At 45.1% G+C, this 24,060-nt stretch carries 21 protein-coding genes, 1 tRNA gene and 1 other RNA gene; 22 read left to right on the top strand and 1 reads right to left on the bottom strand.

Annotated elements, in window-relative coordinates:
* Nucleotides 1–116 precede the first annotated feature (116 nt).
* The 14 genes from kdgD to DCO17_RS06650 all read left to right on the top strand — a co-directional run bounded on the left by kdgD (nucleotide 117) and on the right by DCO17_RS06650 (nucleotide 12,611).
* Nucleotides 117–1,028, top strand: a complete 912-nt coding sequence (gene kdgD, locus DCO17_RS06715; RefSeq protein WP_173955981.1) for a 5-dehydro-4-deoxyglucarate dehydratase — start codon at nucleotides 117–119, stop codon at nucleotides 1,026–1,028.
* A gap of 18 nt (nucleotides 1,029–1,046) precedes the next feature.
* Nucleotides 1,047–2,021, top strand: a complete 975-nt coding sequence (locus tag DCO17_RS06710) for a Bug family tripartite tricarboxylate transporter substrate binding protein (protein ID WP_173955980.1) — start codon at nucleotides 1,047–1,049, stop codon at nucleotides 2,019–2,021.
* Between the two features lie 47 nt (nucleotides 2,022–2,068).
* Nucleotides 2,069–3,400, top strand: coding sequence for a glucarate dehydratase (gudD, locus tag DCO17_RS06705; protein WP_173955979.1), 1,332 nt, complete (start codon nucleotides 2,069–2,071; stop codon nucleotides 3,398–3,400).
* 37 nt (nucleotides 3,401–3,437) lie between these two features.
* Nucleotides 3,438–5,006, top strand: a complete 1,569-nt coding sequence (locus tag DCO17_RS06700) for an aldehyde dehydrogenase (NADP(+)) (RefSeq protein WP_173955978.1) — start codon at nucleotides 3,438–3,440, stop codon at nucleotides 5,004–5,006.
* Entirely contained in the window at nucleotides 5,007–5,993 is a 987-nt protein-coding gene (locus DCO17_RS06695; RefSeq protein ID WP_173955977.1) for a Bug family tripartite tricarboxylate transporter substrate binding protein, read from the top strand.
* A 50-nt stretch (nucleotides 5,994–6,043) separates the two neighbouring features.
* On the top strand, nucleotides 6,044–7,024 hold the full coding sequence (locus DCO17_RS06690; RefSeq protein ID WP_173955976.1) for a Bug family tripartite tricarboxylate transporter substrate binding protein: 981 nt from the start codon (nucleotides 6,044–6,046) through the stop codon (nucleotides 7,022–7,024).
* Nucleotides 7,025–7,027: 3 nt separating this feature from the next.
* A complete protein-coding gene (locus DCO17_RS06685; RefSeq protein ID WP_173955975.1) occupies nucleotides 7,028–7,981 on the top strand; it encodes a 2-hydroxyacid dehydrogenase in 954 nt (317 codons plus the stop codon).
* A 246-nt stretch (nucleotides 7,982–8,227) separates the two neighbouring features.
* Nucleotides 8,228–8,299, top strand: a tRNA-Ile gene (locus DCO17_RS06680).
* A 93-nt stretch (nucleotides 8,300–8,392) separates the two neighbouring features.
* Nucleotides 8,393–9,706: a DUF723 domain-containing protein gene (locus DCO17_RS06675; RefSeq protein WP_173955974.1), complete on the top strand. Its 1,314-nt coding sequence runs from the start codon at nucleotides 8,393–8,395 to the stop codon at nucleotides 9,704–9,706.
* Nucleotides 9,707–10,164: 458 nt separating this feature from the next.
* Complete coding sequence (locus DCO17_RS06670) at nucleotides 10,165–11,043, top strand: PDDEXK family nuclease (protein WP_173955973.1); 879 nt, start codon at nucleotides 10,165–10,167, stop codon at nucleotides 11,041–11,043.
* 128 nt (nucleotides 11,044–11,171) lie between these two features.
* Nucleotides 11,172–11,384, top strand: coding sequence for a hypothetical protein (locus tag DCO17_RS06665; RefSeq protein ID WP_173955972.1), 213 nt, complete (start codon nucleotides 11,172–11,174; stop codon nucleotides 11,382–11,384).
* Between the two features lie 364 nt (nucleotides 11,385–11,748).
* Complete coding sequence (locus tag DCO17_RS06660; protein ID WP_173955971.1) at nucleotides 11,749–11,958, top strand: hypothetical protein; 210 nt, start codon at nucleotides 11,749–11,751, stop codon at nucleotides 11,956–11,958.
* Nucleotides 11,959–11,961: 3 nt separating this feature from the next.
* A complete protein-coding gene (locus DCO17_RS06655; RefSeq protein ID WP_173955970.1) occupies nucleotides 11,962–12,132 on the top strand; it encodes a hypothetical protein in 171 nt (56 codons plus the stop codon).
* A 107-nt stretch (nucleotides 12,133–12,239) separates the two neighbouring features.
* Nucleotides 12,240–12,611: a hypothetical protein gene (locus tag DCO17_RS06650; protein ID WP_173955969.1), complete on the top strand. Its 372-nt coding sequence runs from the start codon at nucleotides 12,240–12,242 to the stop codon at nucleotides 12,609–12,611.
* A gap of 22 nt (nucleotides 12,612–12,633) precedes the next feature.
* On the opposite strand, the gene ffs is transcribed toward DCO17_RS06650, so the two are convergent.
* Nucleotides 12,634–12,732: signal recognition particle sRNA small type (ffs, locus tag DCO17_RS06645), an RNA gene on the bottom strand.
* A 33-nt stretch (nucleotides 12,733–12,765) separates the two neighbouring features.
* Here ffs and dnaX point away from each other — a divergent pair.
* The 8 genes from dnaX (at nucleotide 12,766) to DCO17_RS06605 (ending at nucleotide 24,058) form a co-directional block, all read left to right on the top strand.
* The gene (gene dnaX, locus DCO17_RS06640; protein ID WP_173955968.1) at nucleotides 12,766–14,451 is read left to right on the top strand and encodes a DNA polymerase III subunit gamma/tau; all 1,686 of its coding nucleotides are present in this window, start codon (nucleotides 12,766–12,768) and stop codon (nucleotides 14,449–14,451) included.
* 70 nt (nucleotides 14,452–14,521) lie between these two features.
* A complete protein-coding gene (locus tag DCO17_RS06635) occupies nucleotides 14,522–14,845 on the top strand; it encodes a YbaB/EbfC family nucleoid-associated protein (protein ID WP_173955967.1) in 324 nt (107 codons plus the stop codon).
* Nucleotides 14,846–14,882: 37 nt separating this feature from the next.
* Nucleotides 14,883–15,497, top strand: a complete 615-nt coding sequence (gene recR / locus DCO17_RS06630) for a recombination mediator RecR (RefSeq protein ID WP_173955966.1) — start codon at nucleotides 14,883–14,885, stop codon at nucleotides 15,495–15,497.
* A gap of 74 nt (nucleotides 15,498–15,571) precedes the next feature.
* Nucleotides 15,572–16,180 (top strand): hypothetical protein, encoded by a 609-nt coding sequence (locus tag DCO17_RS06625; RefSeq protein ID WP_173955965.1) that lies wholly within the window; start codon nucleotides 15,572–15,574, stop codon nucleotides 16,178–16,180.
* Nucleotides 16,181–16,419: 239 nt separating this feature from the next.
* Entirely contained in the window at nucleotides 16,420–17,835 is a 1,416-nt protein-coding gene (locus DCO17_RS06620) for a carbohydrate porin (protein ID WP_173955964.1), read from the top strand.
* Nucleotides 17,836–18,031: 196 nt separating this feature from the next.
* Nucleotides 18,032–19,711: a TolC family protein gene (locus DCO17_RS06615; protein WP_254598726.1), complete on the top strand. Its 1,680-nt coding sequence runs from the start codon at nucleotides 18,032–18,034 to the stop codon at nucleotides 19,709–19,711.
* A gap of 9 nt (nucleotides 19,712–19,720) precedes the next feature.
* Entirely contained in the window at nucleotides 19,721–20,980 is a 1,260-nt protein-coding gene (locus DCO17_RS06610; RefSeq protein ID WP_173955963.1) for an efflux RND transporter periplasmic adaptor subunit, read from the top strand.
* Complete coding sequence (locus tag DCO17_RS06605; RefSeq protein ID WP_173955962.1) at nucleotides 20,981–24,058, top strand: efflux RND transporter permease subunit; 3,078 nt, start codon at nucleotides 20,981–20,983, stop codon at nucleotides 24,056–24,058. It begins immediately after the preceding gene.
* Nucleotides 24,059–24,060: the final 2 nt, after the last annotated feature.

Genomic DNA, 24,060 nt, shown 5'->3' with positions numbered 1-24,060 from the left:
AATCTGTTGACAAGCTAATTTGGTATCGCTAACATTTGATCTACTTTGGTAGCGCTACCATTTATTCGTAAATTATTTGTCAAATTCGCAAAAAAACTCATACATAAGGACCCTGAATGAACCCGCAAGACCTTAAAAAGATTGTTTCAGACGGCTTACTTTCCTTTCCGGTAACGGATTTTGATCAACAAGGCAATTTCAATGCAAAAGGATATGCCGAGCGTTTGGAGTGGTTGGCCCCTTATGGTGCAAGCGCATTGTTCGCGGCAGGTGGTACTGGTGAGTTTTTCTCAATCGACGGTCAAGAGTATCCAGAGATCATCAAGACCGCAGTGCAAACTTGCAAAGGGAAGGTTCCTATTATTGCTGGGGCAGGCGGGTCTACTCGATTTGCTATTCAGTGCGCACAAGAAGCAGAGCGTCAAGGTGCCCACGGTATTTTGTTACTGCCGCACTATTTAATGGAAGCAGGCCAAGAGGGTTTGATTGCACACGTAGAGCAGGTGTGTAAGAGCGTGAAATTTGGCGTGATTGTGTACAACCGCAATGTCACTAAGCTCACTCCTGAGTCATTGGCCATTTTGGCGGATCGTTGCCCTAATTTGATTGGCTTTAAAGACGGCGTGGGCAATATCGAAATCATGTCTTCCATCTACATGAAGATGGGTGACCGTTTCTCATACCTAGGTGGCTTACCTACAGCCGAGGTATACGCTGCAGCCTATAAGGCATTGGGCACGCCAGTGTATTCATCTGCGGTATTTAACTTCATTCCAAAAACTGCCATGGATTTCTACCACGCTGTGAAGAATGATGATCTCAAAACTCAGCATCACTTACTGCGTGAATTCTTCATGCCATATTTGAAGATTCGTAACCGTGATCCAGGTTATGCGGTCAGCATCATTAAAGCAGGCGCGAAGATTGTTGGTCATGACGCAGGTCCAGTACGTGCGCCGCTAACAGATCTTAAGCCGACTGAGTATGAAGAGTTGGCAACATTGATTAAAAAATTAGGACCACAGTAAAAATTCAGGAGACGAACCATGAAATTTTCAAAATTACTTAACGCTATTTTTGGACTATTGATTTGTTTAATTAGTTCCGTTATTTGGGCGCAAGCATACCCAAATAAAGTCATCACTATTGTTGTTCCGTTTCCTCCTGGTGGCTCAACTGATGGAATGGCGAGAGCCATTGCCCCAAAGATGCAGGAAGTGCTTGGTCAAAATGTGATTGTTGATAACAAGCCTGGTGCAACAGGAACTGTAGGCGCAGGATTTGTCAAGCGTGCTCCAGCTGATGGATACACCTTGCTAGTGACATCACTTGGACCATTGGTAATTGCCCCGCACTTATTGCCTAGTGTTCCTTATAACGCTGCAACAGACTTTGACTATCTGACGGTGGGCTTGCAATCTCCTAATGTTTTAGTTGTTCCAGCAAACTCCCCATATAAAACATTGGCTGATTTAATTGCGGCAGAAAAAGCAAACCCAGGAAAGTTGTCATTCGGATCTTCTGGAAGCGGTTCATCTGATCATTTGGCAACTGAAATTTTCTGGCAACAAACAGGCACCACTGGAATTCACGTACCTTATAAAGGTGGTGGCCCAGCCATTACCGATGCTGTCGGTGGTCAATTAGATGCTTTATTTGCTAATGTGAACTCTGTTATTCAGTTTATTAATGCCGGCAAGTTGCGTCCGCTTGCATTGGCTGCAAACAAGCGTTCTCCTGTACTGCCAAATGTGCCAACATTTTCTGAGCTGGGTTACAAAGAGGTTGTGGCTTACGGATGGCAAGCTGTTCTTGCGCCAAAAGGCTTGCAACCGGATGTAAAAGCAAAAATTTATAAATCAGTCATTTTTGCCCTCAATGATCCGCAAACGAAAAAATCATTTATTGATATTGGTTATGAGGTCGTGGCGAATACTCCTGAGCAATTTGCGCAATATCAAGCACAAGAGAATGCTAAGTGGAAAAAGCTTATTGAATCTCGCAATATCACTGCTAATTAATTTCAGAACTTACTGCAAATACAAATAAGAAAAATTTACTGAAATCCATGAATTCAAATACCCCAAAAATTACCGAGGTGACTGTTATCCCTGTGGCAGGGGAAGATAGCATGCTCATGAACCTCAGTGGTGCCCATGGCCCATATTTCACCCGCAACATTGTGATTCTGAAAGATAGCTCTGGCAATGTTGGCGTAGGTGAAGTTCCTGGCGGTGAAAAGATTGAGAACACCTTAAAAAAATCCGCAGAGATTGTTATGGGTTCATCTATTGGTGCATATAAATCTGCTCTCAATGCCGTAAGAGATAAATTTGCCAACTTAGATGCCGGCGGTCGTGGTTTACAAACCTTTGACTTGCGTACTACCGTGCACGTAGTCACTGCGCTAGAGGCTGCCTATCTAGATTTATTGGGTAAACATCTTGGAGTGCCAGTTGCTGAATTGCTTGGCGAAGGGAAGCAGCGTGATTCTGTGGAGATGCTCGGCTATCTTTTCTTTATTGGGGATAAATCTAAAACTGATTTGGCATATCGCTCGGAAAAGGATTCTGCGGATGCCTGGTTTAGAGCTCGTAACGAGACGGCAATGACGCCAGAAGGCGTTGTGAAGTTGGCTGAAGCTGCTTATGAAAAATACGGCTTTAATGACTTTAAGCTTAAGGGCGGTGTATTAGCAGGTGAGGCTGAAGTAGAGGCGGTAACTGCTTTAGCAAAGCGTTTTCCAAATGCACGAGTAACACTGGATCCTAATGGCGGTTGGTTGTTAAAAGACGCTATTCGCCTAATGCGTGATATGCATGGCGTACTAGCTTATGCAGAAGACCCTTGTGGTGCTGAAGGCGTGTTCTCTGGTCGCGAGGTTATGGCTGAGTTCCGCCGTGCGACTGGTTTGCCAACCGCAACCAATATGGTCGCAACAGATTGGCGTGAAATGCAGCACTCCATTCAATTGCAATCGGTGGATATTCCTTTGGCTGATCCGCACTTCTGGACAATGGCCGGTTCAGTGCGAGTGGCGCAAATGTGCAATGAATGGGGTTTAACTTGGGGCTCACACTCTAATAACCATTTTGATATTTCATTGGCGATGTTTACGCATGTAGCCGCAGCAGCTCCTGGAAATATCACGGCAATTGATACTCACTGGATTTGGCAAGATGGTCAGCGCCTGACTAAAGAGCCATTCCAAATCAAAGGTGGTCATGTGCTAGTTCCTAAAAAGCCAGGCTTAGGTGTAGAGCTTGATATGCAAGAGGTAGAAAAAGCGCATCGTCTCTACAAGGAAAAGGCTTTGGGCGCGCGTGATGATGGCGTTGCGATGCAGTTCCTCATTCCAAACTGGAAATTTAATAACAAAATGCCATGCATGGTGCGCTAATACAAAATCAATCCAATTAAAAGAACGAAAGAACAAGATGACAATCGCAGGAAATATGATTATTGGAAAAGAGTTGGTACAAGGCTCTAAGAAAGCAATTTACGGAATTAATCCTGCGACTGGAGAAAATCTTGAACCCGCATTCTTGGGTGGAGGAGCACAAGAAGTTGAGCGCGCTTGCGCATTAGCCGAGCAAGCATTTGATGCTTACCGTGAAACCGATTTAGAGAGCCGCGCAAAATTCTTAGAGCAAATCGCTTCTAATTTAGCGGCTAATGGCCCAGCGATTGTTGAGCGTGCAGGTTTGGAGTCTGGCTTGCCAAAAGCACGTCTTGAAGGCGAATTGGGTCGCACCATGAATCAGCTCAAGCTTTTTGCGGAAGAGGTTCGAGCAGGGCGTTGGTTGGGTGTGAAAGTTGATACAGCTATGCCAGAGCGCACACCATTGCCAAGATCGGATTTGCGTTTACGTCATATTCCATTGGGCCCAGTTGCTGTATTTGGCGCAAGCAACTTTCCTTTAGCATTTTCTGTGGCGGGTGGAGATACTGCTTCGGCATTGGCTGCTGGTTGTCCAGTCGTTGTTAAAGGACATTCTGCTCATCCTGGTACATCTGAGTTGGTTGGAAAGGCCATTCAGGAAGCCGTGAAGACATGCAATATGCCAGAAGGAACTTTTTCATTACTGTTTGGTTCGGGTGCCGATATTGGATCTGCATTAGTCGCTGATTCCAGAATTAAGGCAGTTGGATTTACGGGCTCACGTTCAGGCGGTGTGGCGCTCATGAAAATTGCTGCAGCAAGACCTGAACCAATTCCTGTTTATGCGGAGATGAGCAGTATTAATCCGGTTTATTTACTACCAGAAGCATTGAAAAATCGTGCAGACGCGATTGCTACAGGTTTTGTGAACTCCTTATTAATGGGTTCGGGTCAGTTCTGCACCAATCCAGGCTTATTAATTGTGAAAGAGGCCCCAGAGCTCGATGCATTCATTGGCAAAGTAGCGGAGCTCGTATCGACCTCTACTCCAAGCATCATGCTTACCCCTGGAATCCACCAAGCTTATGAGTCTGGAGTGGCTAGGTTGAAGGCGAACAGCAATGTGCAAGAAATTGCTCAAGCTAAAGAAGCTAGTGGACCAAATCAATGTCGCGCAAACCTCTTTGTCACAAATGCCAAAGCCTTCCTACAAGATCATGCATTACGTGATGAAGTATTTGGCTCTAGCTCACTCATCATTAAATGCAAAACCGATGATGAAGTCCTTGAGCTTACTAAGAGCTTAGAAGGGCAGTTAACGGCGACAGTATTGATGGAGCCAAATGATGACAAGGTGTTCATTAAAAAACTTCTGAGTATCCTAGAGCGCAAAGTAGGTCGCATTCTCTTTAATGGTTATCCAACTGGTGTTGAGGTTTGCCATGCCATGGTGCACGGTGGCCCATTCCCAGCAACATCTGATAGTAGAACGACTTCGGTAGGTACGGAAGCCATTTGGCGTTTCTTGCGTCCGGTTTGTTATCAGGATGTCCCAGTCGATCTATTGCCGCTGGCGTTAAAAGACAATGGCATCAACATTCCCAAGCTCATCAATGGAAAGTAAATGAAAAAATTGCAATCCCTTTTCTTATTGTTTATTTGCATAGTTTGTGGAACCGCATTAGCGCAAGGCAATCCAAGTGCCGCAAGCTCCTATCCAAATAAGCCCATCAAAATCATTGTTCCGTTTCCGGCAGGAGGCACCTCTGATGTATTAGCTCGTTTAATCGGTCAAAAAATTGGCGATGCAATGGGTCAAATGGTAGTTGTGGATAACAAACCAGGCGCTAGCGGTAACTTAGGCGCTGAAATGGTGGCAAGGGCTGCACCCGATGGCTACACATTGGTATTGATGGATGTGGGTACTTTGTCTATTAGTCAAACGTTGTATCCAAACTTGCCATTTAATGTCACCAAGGATTTCGCTCCGATCACGATGGTGGCGTACTCGCCACATTTATTAGTGGCAAACAATAAGATGCCATTTAATACTGTTCCTGAGTTGATTGTCTATGCCAAGAAAAATCCCGGCAAACTCAATTTCGCATCAGCTGCTGGCAGTGGTAGCGCAAACCATTTGGCTGGGGTAGTGTTTGCCAAGCAGGCTGGCATTGAGTGGGCCTATATTCCATATAAAGGTGGTGCACAAGCTATTACTGACTTGGGCGCAGGGCAGGTTGATCTAACCTTTAATGGCATGACGGCTACTTACCCACATGTCAAAAGCGGTCTTATCAAGTTGGTTGCTGTCTCTAGCGCAAAACGTCTAGAGCAGTTTGCCAATACACCAACCATTGCTGAAACACTTCCTGGATTTTTGACTGGTAGCTGGCAAGGAGTGTTGGCGCCAGCTGGCACACCTCCTGCCGTTGTAGCCAAACTCAATGCCGAAATACTAAAGGCCATGAAATTGCCAGAGGTAAAAGAGGCATTAAAGACTGCGGGTGCTGATGCTTACCCAATGAGCCCGGCTGAATTTGGCAAGTGGCTACAGCAGGAAGTAAATGCCTGGGGCAAAGTTATTAAAGAAAACAACATTAAGTTGGACTAATGCATTTGCAATGCGAATGCATGAATAAAAAAGTAGGTTGAGGAGACAATATGCGTAAATTTATTCCACTATTCATGGTGGCCTGTATCGCCATCAGTAATGCTTCGTCATGGGCACAAGGTGCTGGCGAGGTATTTCCGAATAGACCGGTCACCATCGTGGTGCCATTTCCTCCTGGGGGTGGAACAGATGCTGGCGCACGCTTAATTGCACAAAAGCTTTCAGTGAAATGGGGGCAATCTGTCGTTGTGGAAAATAAGGCAGGCGCCTCTGGCATGCTGGGCTCTGAGTATGTGAGTAGAGCAAAGCCAGACGGTTACACATTATTGATTGGTAATGTCGGCACTTTATCTATTAACCCATCGCTGTATAAAAAGATGCCATACGATTGGGAGAAAGCCTTTTCACCAATCAGCATGATCGCTGAATTGCCTTATGTCTTATTGGTAACCCCAAGTTTTCCGGCAAATAGCACAAAAGAATTAATTGCAATTGCCAAGGCAAAACCAGGAAAAGTGAGTTACGCAAGTTCTGGTAGTGGCGGTGGGCCACACATTGCAGCAGAGATGTTTGAAAAAGCTGCCGGTATTCAGTTATTGCACGTGCCATACAAAGGTGGTGGCCCAGCAGCGGCAGACGTGATGGCTGGTCATGTGGATATGTACTTTGCAACTGTACTTGAGTCGATTGGTTCGGTAAAGACAGGCAAGCTGCGAGGCTTGGCGGTCAGCTCGCTCACAAAATCGCCTGCATTGCCAGAGTTGCCAACTATTGCTGAAGCGGCTTTGCCAGGGTTTGATACCAGCTCATGGATTGGTATGGTGGCACCAAGCGGAACATCCAATGCGATTGCTGATCAAATTTCAGCCGATCTAAAAACTGTGATTAATGATCCAGAAGTAAAGAAAACCCTGATTCAGCAGGGCGCTACACCGTTGGCAATGACTCCAGCAGCATTTAAAGCGCGCATCGAGTCTGATCGTGTGCGATACGCCAAGGTGATTAAAGAAGCCAATATTCAAATTGAATAATTCATGACAAAGCTAAAAGTTATTCAAAACAGCACCTTGCCAGAGTGGTTAGAAAATCAGCTCAAGAGTCGCTTTGATGTATTTCCACTTTGGAGCGAAAAAGATCCAGAAGTATTCTTAGCTAAGCATGGTGCTGAGTATGAGGCTGTTGTCTCGCGGGCCGCGGTGGGCGTCAGTGAAGCGCTGATCCAAAAGCTTCCATCTTTGAAAGTGATTTCTAGCTTTGGGGTGGGCTATGACAAGGTAGCTATTGATGCAGCGAAGAGTCGTGGCATACAAGTGGGTTACACACCCAATGTATTAAATGACTGTGTAGCTGATATTGCCTTTGGCTTACTTATTGATGTAGCTAGACAAATCAGTGCTGCAGATCGCTATGCTAGAGAAGGGCAATGGCTAAAAGGGCCTTACCCAATGACCACTAGAGTAAGTGGTAAGAAGCTTGGCATATTAGGTCTAGGCCGAATTGGTCAAGTCATCGCTAAGCGTGCAAGCGGTTTTGATATGGAGATTCGGTATCACAATCGCAAACAAAATTCAGAAGTGCCATATCAATATGAGCCTTCATTAATTGAGCTAGCAAAGTGGTGCGATTTCTTGGTGGTGGCTAGCGCTGGTGGAGAGGAGACTGCAAATCTAGTATCCACTGAAGTATTCGAGGTATTGGGACCAAAGGGCTATCTCATTAATATCGCCCGTGGCACCGTGGTTGATGAACTTGCTTTGGCTAAAGCATTAAAAGAAAAGCGCATTGCTGGTGCAGGTTTGGATGTCTACAAAGATGAGCCCAATATTCCCAATCAATTACTTGAGCTAGATAACGTTGTTCTGTTGCCCCATGTGGCTAGTGCAACCCATGAAACACGCCAAGCCATGAGTGAGTTGGTTTTTGAGAACTTGGTTAGTTATACAAAGACTGGAAAAGTAAAAGTTGGCGTACCAGGTACTGTCAAATAGATCATCAGAATTAAAGCAAAAACTAAATATATAAAAGATAGACCAAATCCCAGGAGATAAAAATGAAGTCAATTAAATCTCAATATTTTCTATGTCTGGAAAAAAGAGGGCAATACTTGGAAGTTGCTGGCTAGAAAAGCGTTTAGGGGGTGGTTTGAAGCTCAAACCCACCAAAAGGTGGGTTTTTTATCGAAAAAGTAAGTTGCAGGAAGTCGAAGCTCATGCTTATTCTTGTTTGTCACCCCTAATTGTTGAGTTGGTTAGAGCAGAGGACTCATAATCCTTTGGTCCCAGGTTCAAGTCCTGGTGGGCCCACCAGAAAAGCAAACCCTCATCAGAAGTGGTGGGGGTTTTGTGTTTTGATTAAGACAAAGCTAATATTAAATCCATAACTAATTAGTTTTTATATAGATGCCACCGAAGCTGAAATTGGATGTAGTGAATGCACGTTTGAATGAACGTGGGTTTGCGCTCGTGGGTGAATATATAAACGCGAACACTCATACATTGTTCAGATGTTCTAAAGGCCATGAGTGGTCTGCTCAGCCTAGATACATTATTAATTCTGGTTTTGGATGTCCTCATTGCGCTGGAAATGTAAAACTAACTAAGTCAGATATTGAGAAGCGACTAGAGGGCCGAGGTATTCGACTGCTGGGTGATCAACTGGGCTTACGAAATAAAGTCACGTTTGCTTGTGATTTTGGTCATGAGTGGAGAGCTGAAATTAATACAGTTCTTAATCACCATTCAGGTTGTCCGCATTGTGCTAAGAATGCCAAATTAGATGACGCGGTTATCAATGAGCGCCTCAAACCAAGAGGTATTCAAATGATTAGCTCGTATCAAGGCACTAAAAATAAGTCCACCTTCAGATGTAAAAAAGGGCATGAGTGGGAGGTTGGATTAGCAAGCGTCTTGGGCGGTAATGGTTGCCCTGTATGCAATATTGAAAAGCAAAGATTTACGACAGAAGAGTTTTTGCAGCTTGCTAGAGCGGCACATGGTGACAAGTATGACTACACAAAGACTCTTTATATAAATGGTAAAGAAAAAGTCGAGATCATTTGTAGACAACATGGATCATTTTGGCAATTGCCACTAAGTCATGTTCGGGGGCGCAAAAATGGCTGTAAACAATGTGTATTTGATGCATTAAGACTAACAACAGAAGAGTTTATTGAAAAATCTAAATTACGGCATGGCGACAAGTATGACTATTCAAGAGCGCAATACATAACCAATCATGACAAGGTTGAGTTGATTTGTAAGGAGCATGGGTCATTTTGGCAAATGCCAATGAATCACATTAAAGAGACGGGCTGTCCAGGTTGCGCTGTATCTGGTTTTGATCAGACTAAGCCCGGCACGCTGTATTACCTGGCTGTGTTAACGGACAATAACGAAACGTTATATAAAATTGGGATTACCAATCTAACAGTTCATCAGCGCTTTCCTAGGGTTGATATGGAAAGAATTAGGACGCTTCAAACTTGGTATTTTGAACGTGGGGAAGAGGCAGCTAAACGCGAGGAGTCAATTCTCCGTGAATTTGCAGATGATCAATATTTAGGACCCACTGTTTTGGTGGGGGCGGGTAACACTGAGCTATTCGTGCGAGATGTACTAGGATTAGATGATAGGGTGAGGTTAAAGTATTTTGAGCAATGGACTCAGGATTCCTTTGACTTATCTGTTGAGCCTAATCACAATCTAGGTGCCTAGAGGCAGGCTTTATATCCCGGCGGGCCTACTAAAAATGAAAATACCAAACTTCGGGCCGGTATTTTTTTGAGCGTTACTTTAAGTAACGGTTATGGGTTCACTAGCTTGGTATACATTAAATAATCATGCAGAAAAGATCCAAGCTACCTAATGGCTATTGGAATAACCTTGAGCATTGTAAAGCCGAGGCTATCCAATATGTCACCCGAACAGAGTGGCAAAGAGGTTCGCCATTAAGCTATCGTTGGGCAGCTAAAAATAAATGGCTTGAAGAATGTGCCGTTCATATGTCATCAGATCGAATGCCTGATGGTTATTGGACGCTAGAGCGTTGCCAGGAGCAGGCGGAGAAATATAAGACAAAGGTTCAGTGGAGGTTGGAGCATCGAGCATCCTTTTCTAAGGCAAATAAGGAAAAGTGGTTAGTTCAGTGCTGTGAGCATATGGAGCCAAGCGGTATGTGGTTTGGTCCGGCATCTGTTTTAGAGGCTTTGCTTTCACATGACGTATGTTACGAAATGGAATATCGCTTTAAAGATGGTGCAGAGATCTCACGCAGACCATTTGATTTCTATTTGCCTGATTACAACTTAGTGATTGAATTTCATGGGGAACAACATTTAATAGGTTGGGGCAGAAATGATTCCGACGCTCGAGGAATTCAGGCTCGAGATTTATTTAAAAAGACATGGGCTAAAGATCATGGTATTAATTATTTAGAGATAAAACAGTGGGAAATTAAGTCAAAAGAGGAAATCTGTGAGAAGGTAATTAAAGAGCTTAAATCGATTGCAAAAAAGAATAGCCTTTCTATCGACTTAATTAAAAGAGCTTTAACAAAAGCAGAGATGCTTAAGGTTAAAAATAAGCTTAAGTGGACAAAAGAAACGTGTATTTCAGAGGCAAAAAAGTACTCAACCATTAAAGAATGGCAGACGGGTAGTGCCGGTAGTTATCAAGCAGCTTTTAAAAAGAAATGGCTTGAGGAATGCTCAAGCCATATGGATAGACAGCTCCATAAAAAGAATTACTGGACACTAAGCACTTGTATTGAAGATGCTCGGCAATACAAAACAAAGACTGAATGGCAGCAAGCAAAAAGAAGCGGTTATTCAATAGCTTCTAAGAATGGGTGGATTGAGGAATGCACGGCTCATATGGAGCCCGATGGCCGTAAAACTGTAGGGCAAAGATTGTGGACAAAAGAAAAATGCATGGAGCTCGCTAAGAGGTGTAATTCTCGGGCCGAATTTAAAATGGCTTCCGGGTCGGCATATTTAAGGGCAAGAGTAAAGGGTTGGCTAGATGACTGCTGTGCCCACATGCAAGGTAATTAGCCTCAATAATTCCCCAAACTCTTCCACTATTCGCCATAACTTAGCCACTCATTCTTTTGGCCAAATTGACCTTAGTAATTCATCCAATTAGGTTGCTCTAGCTGGTGCTCAGAAGCTACAGTATGTGTATGGCAATTAAAAAAGAAAGTACACATCAACTCATACACCGTAACCTAACCCTGTACCAACGTGAACATAGTGCCGTGTGGCAATGTCGCTATAAGGTGGATAACAAGTGGATTAGGGCTACAACCAAAGAAACTCAGCTTGACCTAGCAATCAATAAAGCGAATGAGCTATTGGTGAAGCAGGGATTCTTAAGTGCTCTTGTATTCCAGTAGTTGCCAAGCGATTTAAGGATATTGCCATGTTGTTGCTGTTCGAGTTATTTGCCGAGCCTTGGGAGTGCCGGATTTTTGCGAGGGCTATTTAATCCCTTTCCTACAGCTATTTCATCTTTAATCTCTTTTGATTCCCTTCTGATTTGACTACGCTGAACCTTTCTATATATAGGAGGGTTCGTTTTGCAAGTATCTGTTGAGTGCACTCATAAAACATTACGTCTCTTTAAGATTCAGTTAGACGTAAGAACCGTCATGGTTTTAGTCATCTTTTGGTTCATTTGGGGGATTTTGAGCTTTTTAAAGATACTTTAGATCGCAGTGCCTCTAGCTTCTAGCCGCAATTTAAAAATAAAATAGCCGCATGCCCGAAAGCCTTCAACCATTACGATCAATAAAACCACTCAGGGTCAAAAAGACCTTGGATGATTTATTGGGAGAGGGGCAAGTCAAAACAGGTAAAGCAGTTTTAGATGAAAAAGCCCAAAAGGCGAAAGAGGAAGAGCTCTTTTTAGCAGCCGCGCTAGAAGAATTACACATGCGTCAATTTGCAACAAAAAGACGGGCTAGATAAATCATGTCAAAGTCCTCGAATCAAACGCCCAATCGAACTCTCAAGTGGTTGATTGCATTTGCCATATTAGGTTTGGCGCTATTTGTATTAGTTGACCAAGGCATATGCAATCGCTGGGTGTATCACGACTATGCCGCCGGAATAGATCGGCGGATGGAGTGTTTTTGGAAGTAATTGGCTGCGAGGGGCTGTGAGGGGGGCGGTAAGGCTGGCAAAGCTACATTTCCCTAGATTCGGGTTAGTATTGCCATCTCGTCCTTTGATTGCTTTGAACCCCTGCCATGACTGATCTGTCTTACTTTAATAACCCCGACTTTGCAGAAGGATTGCGTTGTCAAAATCTGGGGCTATACCCACAGGCATTTGATCTCTTTTTCACGATTGAGAGTGCGGGCTATGAGCGCACCTTTCGTAAATGCTGTGAAATGGCTTGGAGCAATCAATTACAAGAGCGTCAATTAGATCGACTCTTTTACGAGCTCGATTTAGAGGTCAAGCGTAAAAATGGCGTTGCTATATATAACTATGGCTTAGTCATGGAATTTAAGCAAAACATCGCCAAGGCAACCGAGCTATTAAATATTGCGGATCAACTTAAAGTGCCAGAGGCGCGCGATGCATTGATGCGCCTCTTGTTAGTGCCAAAAAAATAAGCTGAATTTGCACTGGGGAAGGGTGGATGAGCCAAGCCCCCGGCACTGGCAGAAATTGGGTTTGGCTGCTTCGTTCCCGACCTGACCAGGTTATCCAACCCACCATGCGGGGAGGCCCATCCAATTCCCATTTTAGCTTGTTAGAATGGAAGGCATGACAGCACTGGCATTAGCCCGTTCGTGGCGCCCCAAAACATTCTCTGAACTCATTGGTCAAGACCATGTGGTTAAAGCTTTAACCCATGCATTGGATCAAGGTCGTTTGCATCATGCTTGGTTATTTACGGGTACCCGTGGAGTAGGCAAGACCACGATTTCTCGAATCATGGCAAAAGCACTCAATTGCACTGGTGCTGATGGTTCTGGAAAGATGACTTCAGAGCCTTGCGGAAAATGTCCAGCTTGCATGGAAATTGATGCCGGTCGTTTTGTTGACTATATCGAGATGGATGCGGCTAGTAATCGTGGTGTGGACGATATTGCTTCTTTATTAGAGAAGGCGGCATACGCGCCAAGCAGTGGTCGCTATAAGGTGTACATGATTGACGAGGTGCATATGCTCACCAATCATGCCTTTAATGCCATGCTCAAGACCTTAGAAGAGCCGCCAGAGCACGTCAAATTTATTCTGGCGACTACTGATCCGCAAAAAATACCAGTCACCATTTTGTCTCGCTGCTTGCAGTTCAACCTCAAGCAAATGCCAGTACCGCTCATCGTTGAGCATTTAGAAAAAGTACTTGCTGCAGAGAAAGTCGATTACGAAGTCAATGCCTTGCGTGTGTTGGCAAAAGCAGCCCAAGGTTCGATGCGTGATGCCCTCTCACTTACAGATCAAGCCATTGCCTATGCCGCTGGCAAAGTTACCGAAGAATCTGTGCGCGGGATGCTTGGCACACTAGATGATGCTTATCTCATTCGGATTTTGGATTGCTTAATTGCTAAAGATGGCGCAACCCTTTTAGCGGTTGCTAATGAAATGGGTGAGCGCAGTATGTCTTTTTCATTGGCATTGCAAGATTTATCGAGTTTGTTGCAAAAGATTGCAGCAGCACAAGTCGTGCCTGAGTCTGTATTAGACGATTGGCCAGAAGCACCAGAGATTCGTCGCTTAGCAGGACAACTGACTAAAGAAGAGGCGCAGCTCTTTTATCAAATTACCATTACTAGTCGCCCAGATTTATCACTCGCGCCGGATGAGCAAACTGGCTTTGCCATGACTTTGTTGCGCATGTTGGCGTTTCGTCCAGGCAGTAGTGCAGGAAGCGTAAGTGGATCTGCACCATCAGCGCCACCAGTAAACACAGCGCGTCCAGTATCAACATCGCCGGCAGCACCAGCAAACCGTTCCGCTCCTGCAGCGCCCGCACCTTCAGCACCCAAGGCTTCTGCTCAAGCGCCTGTCGCTGCTCCAGCACCAGCTACACAAACTACTCCTGCAAACACTGGCCCAGTAGATCGTCCTGATTGGCATGGCTTAATGCGCCAACTGCCTGTGCGCGGTTTAGTGCAACAGTTAGCATTTCAGACGGAGTTGCAAGATTGGAATGATTCACCTAATGGCATTAAGGCAGTCGTTGTCACGCCGATGCCACAACTAGCTTCGGATTCATCAATTGCGCGTTTGGCTGATGCACTGACTGCTCACTTTGGCAAGACTGTCAAAGTCGTCATTGAAAAAGGTGAAGTAGAGGGCAAGACCGTAGCGAAGGTAGATGCGCAGATACACCAAGAGAAAAGATTAAATGCAGAACAAATGATTGCTGCCGATCCATTTATTCAGCAGTTAGAAAAAGAGTTTGGTGCCAAAGTGGTTGGTGGCTCAGTAAAGCCGCTATGAAGCCACTGTAGTGCAAGCTCTTTAACTCAATAGATATTCAACATATTCATAGCACTAAGGAAAAGAAGTCATGATGAAAGGTGGACTTGCTGGCTTGATGAAACAAGCTCAGCAGATGCAAGAGAAGATGAAAACCGCGCAAGCAGAGTTAGCCGCACTCGAAGTGACTGGTCAAGCTGCAGGTGGTTTGGTTAAAGTGACTGTCTCTGGCAAGTATGAGCTCAAGCGTGTACAGATTGATCCAGGTGCCATGGATGATCGTGAAATGCTTGAAGACCTCATTGTGACTGCATACACTGAAGCATTTAAGCAAGTGGAAGCGGCTAGCGCACAGTTAATGTCAGGCGCAACTGCAGGCATGCCAATGCCTCCTGGCTTTAAGTTGCCTTTCTAACTAAGTTACTTACTAAGTAGCTAAATAACTCAAGTTCATGGCGCGTCACGAAGCTCCAACCGATGCTCTTGGTCGTTTGATTGAGGCATTACGGGTATTGCCTGGAGTAGGCCCCAAGTCTGCTCAGCGCATGGCTTTCTATTTATTGCAACATGACCGCAATGGCGCTGCTGTATTGGCGCAGTCACTTGGTGAGGCCGTAGAAACCGTAGGTCATTGCACTCGTTGCAATACGTTTTCTGAAACGCAGATATGCACCACCTGTTCTGATGGTCGCCGTGATCCATCGTTGCTGTGTATTGTGGAGACGCCTGCTGATCAAGTGATGATTGAGCAAACTCTGAGTTTCAAAGGCAATTACTTTGTACTTATGGGTCGCATTTCACCGCTCGATGGTATGGGTCCCAACGAAATTCATTTTGACCGCTTGCTAGCTCGTATTGAAAACCCAGATACGGGTGTGCCGATTCGGGAAGTAGTGCTAGCGACAAACTTTACGAGTGAGGGTGAAGCTACTGCTCATTACATTGGTGAAGTACTTAAAACCAAAGGCATCAAAGTGACGCGTATCGCCCGCGGTATTCCGGTGGGTGGTGAGCTTGAGTACGTTGATGCTGGCACGCTTGCTAGAGCTTTAATGGACCGTCGTTAATGCACCATTAACGCAAATTAGCTTTACCCACAATTAATTAATAGCTACTAATTGATATTTATTCTAAAGAACTTATGAAAAAAACCACCATCGCTTTGCTATTTGCTACTCAATCTATTTTGTTGGCGTGTAGTTCTAATCCAACTGCGAATTTGGGTGTGAGTGCACAAAGCATTGCAGTATCCAATTTTGATCGTGATGGTGTTCAGGTTATGTATACGTTAGATGGCAAAGTTACTAGTGTTGAGTCTATTGTGTATATGCCAATTTGGGGAACGGCTACTGGCGCAGTCAGTGATGCGCAAAAGCGTAGTGAGAAAGCGGCCAAAATGCAGATTAAAAGTTTTGCCGATAAAAAAGCGTTTACTAGCGCACTCTCAGCTAGCATCATCTCCATTAATTTAGAGCATGCGAGCGAGCAAAAGAAAAGCGGCATGACTGACGCACAAAATCTCGTTGCTTCTGATCGCGAGGTGTTCTTTGATAAAAATGGCAAAGATATCAACGCCAAGGCAGAGAGCTCCAAGGTCTTGGATGATGCGAACAAATTAGCCCAGTTAGTAGATAAGAATATTGATTGGCGTGAAGTTGAGGGCGGCATGGTTTTATCTAGCGCCAAGCCGATCAACAATGGTCAAACCCTTGAGGTTATCTATCGCTGGTCAGCTAAGCAGGCTAACTAAGCCAACTAAATATGCAGGCTAGCTAACCTGCATAGCTTGCATATCCCCGTTTGTCGTCCCTTTGTCACTCTATCGACATAAACGCTAGGTAAATTACCTCTTTTTGGGGATAATTTGGGCTGCGCCATCCTTAGGCTTCAATTCCTGATGTTCTTGACGATGAGCTGCTTGAATTTCTGTCAATCTGTTGCCCTACGATCATGTGTTCGTTACTAGGCAACGCAATCTGAAAACTGTGAATGATCCGCAACATTTTGCTCATTCTCCTGCTAAGTTTTGTGACTGCTTTTGCGTATGCGCAAAGGGCAGGGTCAGGTGCTGACCAGATTGCCAGCTTTGCTGATGACTTATCTTGGCTGCCAACCGAGGGTGATATTTTTGGTTTGCCAGTAAACGTGCATGGGCAAACCACCTACATCAATCAACGCTACAACGCATTTAATTCACCATACCAAGGACAAAACAGTTTGTCGCCTAATAAGTCGATGAGCTACACCTGGTCAGGTACTTTGTTTTTAGGTGCGCGTCTTGCTGAGAACACTGATATCTATCTCAATCCAGAGGTTGTATCTGGTGTGCCATTTTCTGGCTTGACTGGCTTTGGTGGATTTACCAACGGTGAAGCTACTCGCGCGCAAGGTGCTCAAGCGCACTTTTATTCTGCACGCGCTTTCTTGCGCCAAACAATCAATCAAGAAGGTAGCAAAGTTGAGTTGGCTAATGACGCAAACCAGATCAGCCAAATTGTCAGCAGCAATCGTTTTGTGATTACTGCAGGTCAGTTTTCTACTTTAGATATTTTTGACGATAGTCGTTACGCTAAAGACCCTCGTGTGCAGTTTATGAACTGGGGCAACATGACCTACTTGGCCTATGACTACGCTGCCGATGCGCGTGGCTACAGCTGGGGCTTGGCGGGCGAGTGGTACCGTGATAACTGGGTCTTTAGAGCTTCGCGAATGATTACTCCCAAGCTACCCAATGGTAGGGAATTAAATTGGCAGATCTTTAATGCCTATGGTGATCAGCTTGAAGTAGAGCGCCAGCATAACATCGGTGATTTGCCAGGCAAGGTGAGTGTGCTGGGTTATCGCAATCGCATGATCATGGCGCGCTATGCCGATGCGACAAATTACCTAATTGCGAATAACGCTCAAGGTACTCAAGCAATCAATAATGTACGCAACAACTACCAATACAAAACGGGTATTGGTGTGAATGCTGAACAAGCATTAACAAAAGACATGGGCGTGTATATGAGAGCGTTTACATCAGATGGCCATACAGAGACGATGGCATTTGCTGAAGCAGATCAATCGCTGTCTGTGGGTATGGGTATTAATGGTGAGCGCTGGGGTAGAGCAAAAGACACGATTGGTGTGTCAGCGATGCTCAATGGTCTTTTGGCAAATCGTCGAGGATATTTACAAGCAGGCGGTATCTCTAACTTTGTGGGTGATACGCCATATCCTTATGCTGGTCCTGCGCAAACAATTAGCTATAAGCCAGAACAAGTGAGTGAGCTGTACTACAACGCTTTATTAGTGCAAAACGTACTCCTTGGTTTGAACTATCAGCACATCATTAACCCAGCCTATAACGCTGCGCGTGGTCCAGTAAATGTGCTCTCCTTTAGGGTTCATGCCGAGTTCTAAGGCTTTGGGGGCAGTTATGAGCCTTTCTGTTTCATTATTGCCTTTAGAATCAATAGGATAGAAATTGTCAATAATTCGACATTTGCGTTTTCTACCCTATAATCGATAAAACCCCCTAAACGGGCACCCAATTTGGGTAAAACCGCGTTAGGGGCTATAAAAACAGCTTTATTGAATTAAGAGGCAGCCGCTTTTGTTGAGTTTCGGCACACGCACAATTCGTCAAATTTCGCCACACGGTGTTGCCTTGTTTATCAGTGCAATTGCACTAGCCTCCCCATCTTTTTTGTATTCAACTGCGTTTGCTCAAGCAAGCAGTAATTTAGTTACCCAAAGTGATGGCGAGACGCCTATTCCAGTGCAAGCGGGTACGGTGTCATCGTCGACAACTCCCAATGCAAGCCCCATTGCAAACTCATTGGGCGCAGTAGGGTCCATCGATAAGATGGGTGCTAGTGTGACTGTAGTAACAAGCAACGAAGTATCCACTGATTTATCCGCGCCTCCTTCAATTGGGTCGCAGCTTAGTTCGCAGCCAAGTTCCCAGCTGAGTGCTCAAGATAAATCTAAAGCCTCTGAATTATTTGCACCTGTTACCAAGGCAAACACACCAAAGAGTTATGTCAAGAGCGCGCCATCGGGCCCAGTAGAGATGGATTTACGCCAACTTTGGAATGAGCTCAAACTCAACAACCCGCAGTTGGCCGCTTTGCGTGAGTCTTATTTATCCGCTAAGGCAACTGTGCCCCAAATTGCTGCTCCGGCAAACCCACAAGTGGGCTTGGTGTGGTCAGGTATGCCAGTCAATTCACCATTTGCTTTGGGTGGTGCAAATGCACCTTCCCCGCAATACCCAAATGGTATTAGTAGCAATAACTCAATTTCGGTAGCGCAACCACTTCAATTTCCGGGTAAGAAGAGCTTGGCTGCAGAGATAGCTGACACCAACGCCGAATCTTTGTTGGCGCAGTCTGAATCGACTTATTTGCAATTGGGTGCGCAACTCTCGACCTTGTACTACAACACCTTAGCGACCCAAAAGCAATTGCAGGTTCTTAAAGAAACGGTCATGCGTTTAGAGATGATTAAGAACGTGGCCAAGGCAAGATATTCTAATAACGCAGCAGCTTATGTTGAATATCTGAATGCACAAGTAGCTCAAAGTGCTGCACAGGCAGACCAATTTAATTTGGAGCGCCAACTTGAGGTCGGCATTAAGAACATCAATACATTGATTGGTCGCCACTCGAGAGAAAAACTCATACTCAAAGGTGATGGACGTCGCTTGGCGCCTGTTCCTACATTGGTTGAGCTCGAAGATTATGCAGAAACAAGTCATCCCAGTCTGAAAAGCTCTGCCTTGCAACTCGATGCTGCCCGTAAAGGCGTAAGCCTAGCCAAGAAAGCTTACCTGCCAGACTTTCAGGTGATTGGTTCTTCTTATACGCCAAGAGGCCCATTTACGGCGAATAATGGCGCCTTGTTCTATCAGTTTGAATTGGACCTCATCATTCCACTGTATTTCTTTACTAAAGAAAAATATGGTGTTGAGCAGGCGATGCGCAGTCAAGCTTCAGCTGAAGCAAGTGACATCTCTAATCGCCAGCAGGTGATCTTGGCGGTGAACTCAGCCTATGCGGCGTATCAGCAAGCAAAAATGGCAACTACTTTCTTAAAAGACCGCCAAGTGCCGCAAGCCGATGCAGCTTATAAGGTGGGCTTGATTCAGTATTCCAATAATGGGCAGGGCTTTAATGATTTGTTGACAGCCCAAACACAGTTGCGTAACTTGGAGGTGCAATTGGCATTAGCCGAAGCAAACCTCCTACAAGCACAAGCCACGTTGATGGTGACTGCTGGAAAAGAACCTTTTTAAGGAGTGGTTTTGAAAGACAAACTCATTCATCTCTATAAGCAAGCAATTGCAGAAGTGAAAAAGTTGCAAGCTAAGCTTGCAGCACGAGTCGCTGCTAATACCAACGAGATCCATCGTTCTTACTGGTCTCTTCCCCCAGAGACTCGTGCTCGTTTGCGCTTGGTGATTATTTGCGTTTCTATTTTGATGTTAGGTATTGTGATTGGCTTGTTTGTGAATGTGAACCGTCCGGTCAAATTAGAAAAGAGTGACAAAGTATTAAAAGTAGAAAGCAATGGCGCTATGGAGCTCAAGCTGCCTGGCATTGAACTGAATCCAAATATTTATGTGTTCCAAGATGCCACTTTAGTGACCGTCCCTGTTGAGTTGAAAGTTCCAGGACGTTTAGCATTTAATGCCGAAAAATCCAAAGTGCTTTCTGCTAGAGCGCCAGGGAGAGTGGAGCGTATTTATGCATTTGATGGGGCTGCTGTGGAAGTGGGCTCTCCAGTGATTGAGCTCTATAGTCCAGAATTTATTTCTGCACAACAAGAGTATTTGCTCTCATCTAAAACTGCTAGAGTACTGCAGCACAATCAAACTATGACAGATCTGCTTGGTGATGCACAGATTACTCAACAAGCTGCTGCTAATCGTATGCGCAATTTGGGTGCTAGTGATGGTGATATTAGAGCTTTAGATAGAAGTGGAAAAACCCAAAGCAATCTCATCATGCATTCACCTCTAGAAGGTGTTGTTGTTAAGCGTGCGGTTGAGCCTGGAGCCGTTGTAAATGCTGGTGATGTTTTAGTTACTTTGGCAAATCCTAAAGAGCTTTGGTTCTTAGGCAATATTTTCGAGCAAGATATTCGTAAGATTCAGAAAGGTCAGACCATGATTCTGCGCTCTGAGTCTTACCCTGATAAAGAGTTCGTAGCTACTGCCAATTACATAGCGCCAACCATTGATCCCGAGACTCATGCCTTGCTTATTCGTTGTGATGTGGAGAATCCAGATGGTTTACTGCGTCCAGATATGTATGTCAGTGCGCGTCTGAAGACTGCTGAAGCAGAAGCAGTGGTGGTGCCTCAGTCAGCAATTGTTCGGGTACGCGAGATGCGTTACGCGATTATCAAGACTGGAAAAGATTCGTATAGAAGATTTGTTGTTAAGGGCTATGACCTTGATGGCAAACGTTTTGCGATTACTGAGGGTATTGAGCCCGGCATGAAAGTTCTGACGGATGGCGCGGTTTTGTTGAATGACCGTTTTGCCAAGCAGGAGGAATAATTGAGTTTTGTTACCTCCTTCATTCGGGGAGTTTTAGACAAGCGCGTCGTGATTTTGTTCGCGGCTGCAGTGTTGTTAATTCTGGGTGCTTTTAGCCTTAAGCAACTTCCGATTCAGCCATACCCTGGTGTGGCACCATTAACAATTCAGGCAATTTCTCAATGGCCTGGTAGAAGTACGACTGAAGTAGAGCAACAAGTCACCATTCCTGTAGAGAACGCTTTAGCTGGTATTCCAGGTGTAAAAGCATTTCGTTCGGTATCCCTCTTTGGTCTGTCGGTGGTTACGCTCAAATTTAATGACAATGCCGACCCCTTTAAGGTTCGCCAAATTTTCATTACCAACTTAGGTAATGTGGCATTTCCACCTGGAGTAAGTTCCAGTGTGAGCCCAGATTCTGATGCAACAGGTGAGATCTTGCGTTATCAAGTAGCCTCCGACTATGCATCACCAACACGCTTAAAGACTTTACAAAACTACGAGATCTATAAAGAGCTTAAGCAAACACCAGGTATTGCTGATGTATCTTCATTTGGTGGCAAGGTGCGTCAATACCAAGTGATTGTGAGTCCAGAGAGTTTGCAATCCAAAGGGGTGACTGTTCCCCAGTTAATTGATGCTTTATCAAAGGCGAATGACAACACCGGAGGCGGTGTATTACCAAGCGGTGAGCAACAGTTTGTCGTGCGTGGCGTTGGCCTTTTGCGCAACATCGATGATATTAAGCAGGTTGTGATTGCGGTCAATAAGGGTGTGCCAGTTCGCATTGGCGATGTAGCGACCGTAGTTATTGGGAATGCACCTCGCTTAGGCATGTTCCAGTTTGATAGCAATCCTGACTCAGTTGAAGGTATTGTGTATTTGCGTCGTGGCGAGAATGCTTCCGAAGTATTGGCTCGTGTCCGTGAAAAAATTGACAACATTAACGATCACATCTTGCCGCCCGGTATTCAGGTAAAACCTTTCTACGATCGTCAGGTATTGCTCGACATTACGGTTGGCACAGTAAAGCACACCATGTTTTTTGGTATCACCATGGTTTTGGTCTTGCTTTATGTGTTCTTGGGTAATTTGCGTGCGGCAGCCGTGGTAGCGGCGGTAATACCGCTAGCACTTTGCTTTTCATTCATCATGATGTATCTCTTTAATGTGCCAGCAAACTTGATATCCCTGGGCGCAATTGACTTTGGTGTCATCGTGGACGCCGCTGTCATCATTACTGAAAACGTCATGCGTCACATGGAAGAGGGTGGCAAGCGCGTTAATCAAAGCATCATCTTGGCAACGAGCGAAGTACAGCGTGCCATGATTTATTCAACGAGCATCATCATCGTGGCGTACTCACCACTATTCTTGATGGGCGGTGTTGAAGGCATCATCTTTAAACCAATGGCATTTACCATGGGTTTTGCGCTGGTTGCTTCCATCGTGCTGAGCTTAACCTTCTTGCCTGCCTCGATGTCCTATGTCTTTGGTCAGAACTTTCATCATGCGCCACCGAAATTTATTACCTGGATGTTGCAGCATTACCGTCCTTTGTTGCGTAAATGGATGGACCATCCACGTCATGTGATCGCAATTTCTTTATTTATTTTGGGTGTTACCTTGCTCAGCGCAATTCGCTTGGGAACTGCATTCTTGCCAACTCTGGAAGAAAACAATATTTGGTTGCGGGTGGTGTTACCAAATACAGTAGATTTGAACTACTCTGTTAAAGTTGCCAATCAATTACGCGAGACTTTCTTAAAGCAGCCCGAGCTTGAGCGTGTGGCTGTGCAAATTGGCCGTCCGGACGACGGCACCGACTCTACCGGAGTATTTAATCAAGAGTACGGCCTGTATCTCAAAGCGCCCGACAAAATGCCAAAGGGCACCACCAAGCATGATTTGATTAAGCATTTGCAGGCTGAGCTCGATAAGATTCCGGGCGTTAAATATAGCTTCTCTCAATATATTCAAGATAACGTCAATGAAGCTTTGTCTGGGGTGAAGGGTGAGAACTCCGTCAAGATTTTTGGTTCAGATCTAGAAGTGCTCGCACAAAAAGCCCATGAAGTTGTGGAGCAGCTCAAAAAAGTTCGCGGCATTGAAGATGAAAACATTCTTAAAGAGCTGGGACAACCGACTTTAAATATTCAGATTGATCGAGAGCAAGCGGCACGTTATGGCATCAACGTGAACGATATACAAACAGTTGTTGCCAATTCAATAGGTGGCGCGCCAGTTTCTAACTTCCTGGAAGATGAAAAGACTTTCGGTATAGCAGTGCGCTTAAACGAAGCTAGTCGTAACGATATTCCAGATGTGGCTGGCCTCTTAATTGATGCCCCCAATGGGCAAAAGGTACCCTTGAGTATGGTTGCCAAAGTGCAACTGACTGATGGCCCATTCTTTATCTATCGTGAAGCGGGTAAGCGCTATATCGCTGTAATCTTTAGTGTGCGCGGTCGAGATCTTGGAAGCGCGGTTGAGGATGCCAAATATCTAGTGCAAAAGAATGTTGCCTTACCAACCAACTACACGATTGCTTGGGATGGTCAGTTCAATCAGATGAAGGCTGCTCAGCAAAAGCTGATGGTCATCATTCCGCTGACACTTGTGGCGATTTTCTTATTGCTAGTAACTGCCCTAGGAAACTTCCGTGACGCAGTGATTGTGTTGATTAATGTTCCTTTTGCTGCGATTGGGGGCATTATTGCCTTGCACCTTGGTGGCGAGACTTTAAGTATTTCTGCCTTGTTTGGATTCCTGTCCTTGTTTGGGATTGCGATTCAGGACGGTGTAATTCTGATTTCATATATTAATAAGACGGTTGCCGAAGAGCATGGCGCTATGAAGGATGCCATGGTGGATGGTGCAGCATTGCGGGTTCGTCCCGTATTGATGACTGCGATGTTGGCAGGCTTGGGTTTATTGCCCGCTGCGCTGTCACACTCGATTGGCTCAGAAGCACAGCGCCCACTCGCCTTGGTGATTGTGGGTGGCATGGTAACTACAACCGTTCTTACTCTCTTAGTGTTGCCGGTGATATACGCGGCCATGAGAGCGCGTGGTAAGCATAAGCCTGGATTGGTATAGAG

This window comes from Polynucleobacter tropicus, assembly GCF_013307225.1.
Lineage (GTDB): Bacteria > Pseudomonadota > Gammaproteobacteria > Burkholderiales > Burkholderiaceae > Polynucleobacter > Polynucleobacter tropicus.
Note: the sequence above shows the minus strand (reverse complement) of the source record. Positions and strands in the feature narration are given on the sequence as shown.

Bases quoted from the DNA above. Each gene is read 5' to 3' on its own strand.
- kdgD (WP_173955981.1), top strand. From the start codon at position 117: ATGAACCCGCAAGACCTTAAAAAGATTGTTTCAGACGGCTTACTTTCC.
- DCO17_RS06710 (WP_173955980.1), top strand. From the start codon at position 1,047: ATGAAATTTTCAAAATTACTTAACGCTATTTTTGGACTATTGATTTGT.
- gudD (WP_173955979.1), top strand. From the start codon at position 2,069: ATGAATTCAAATACCCCAAAAATTACCGAGGTGACTGTTATCCCTGTG.
- DCO17_RS06700 (WP_173955978.1), top strand. From the start codon at position 3,438: ATGACAATCGCAGGAAATATGATTATTGGAAAAGAGTTGGTACAAGGC.
- DCO17_RS06695 (WP_173955977.1), top strand. From the start codon at position 5,007: ATGAAAAAATTGCAATCCCTTTTCTTATTGTTTATTTGCATAGTTTGT.
- DCO17_RS06690 (WP_173955976.1), top strand. From the start codon at position 6,044: ATGCGTAAATTTATTCCACTATTCATGGTGGCCTGTATCGCCATCAGT.
- DCO17_RS06685 (WP_173955975.1), top strand. From the start codon at position 7,028: ATGACAAAGCTAAAAGTTATTCAAAACAGCACCTTGCCAGAGTGGTTA.
- DCO17_RS06675 (WP_173955974.1), top strand. From the start codon at position 8,393: ATGCCACCGAAGCTGAAATTGGATGTAGTGAATGCACGTTTGAATGAA.
- DCO17_RS06670 (WP_173955973.1), top strand. From the start codon at position 10,165: ATGTGGTTTGGTCCGGCATCTGTTTTAGAGGCTTTGCTTTCACATGAC.
- DCO17_RS06665 (WP_173955972.1), top strand. From the start codon at position 11,172: ATGGCAATTAAAAAAGAAAGTACACATCAACTCATACACCGTAACCTA.
- DCO17_RS06660 (WP_173955971.1), top strand. From the start codon at position 11,749: ATGCCCGAAAGCCTTCAACCATTACGATCAATAAAACCACTCAGGGTC.
- DCO17_RS06655 (WP_173955970.1), top strand. From the start codon at position 11,962: ATGTCAAAGTCCTCGAATCAAACGCCCAATCGAACTCTCAAGTGGTTG.
- DCO17_RS06650 (WP_173955969.1), top strand. From the start codon at position 12,240: ATGACTGATCTGTCTTACTTTAATAACCCCGACTTTGCAGAAGGATTG.
- dnaX (WP_173955968.1), top strand. From the start codon at position 12,766: ATGACAGCACTGGCATTAGCCCGTTCGTGGCGCCCCAAAACATTCTCT.
- DCO17_RS06635 (WP_173955967.1), top strand. From the start codon at position 14,522: ATGATGAAAGGTGGACTTGCTGGCTTGATGAAACAAGCTCAGCAGATG.
- recR (WP_173955966.1), top strand. From the start codon at position 14,883: ATGGCGCGTCACGAAGCTCCAACCGATGCTCTTGGTCGTTTGATTGAG.
- DCO17_RS06625 (WP_173955965.1), top strand. From the start codon at position 15,572: ATGAAAAAAACCACCATCGCTTTGCTATTTGCTACTCAATCTATTTTG.
- DCO17_RS06620 (WP_173955964.1), top strand. From the start codon at position 16,420: ATGATCCGCAACATTTTGCTCATTCTCCTGCTAAGTTTTGTGACTGCT.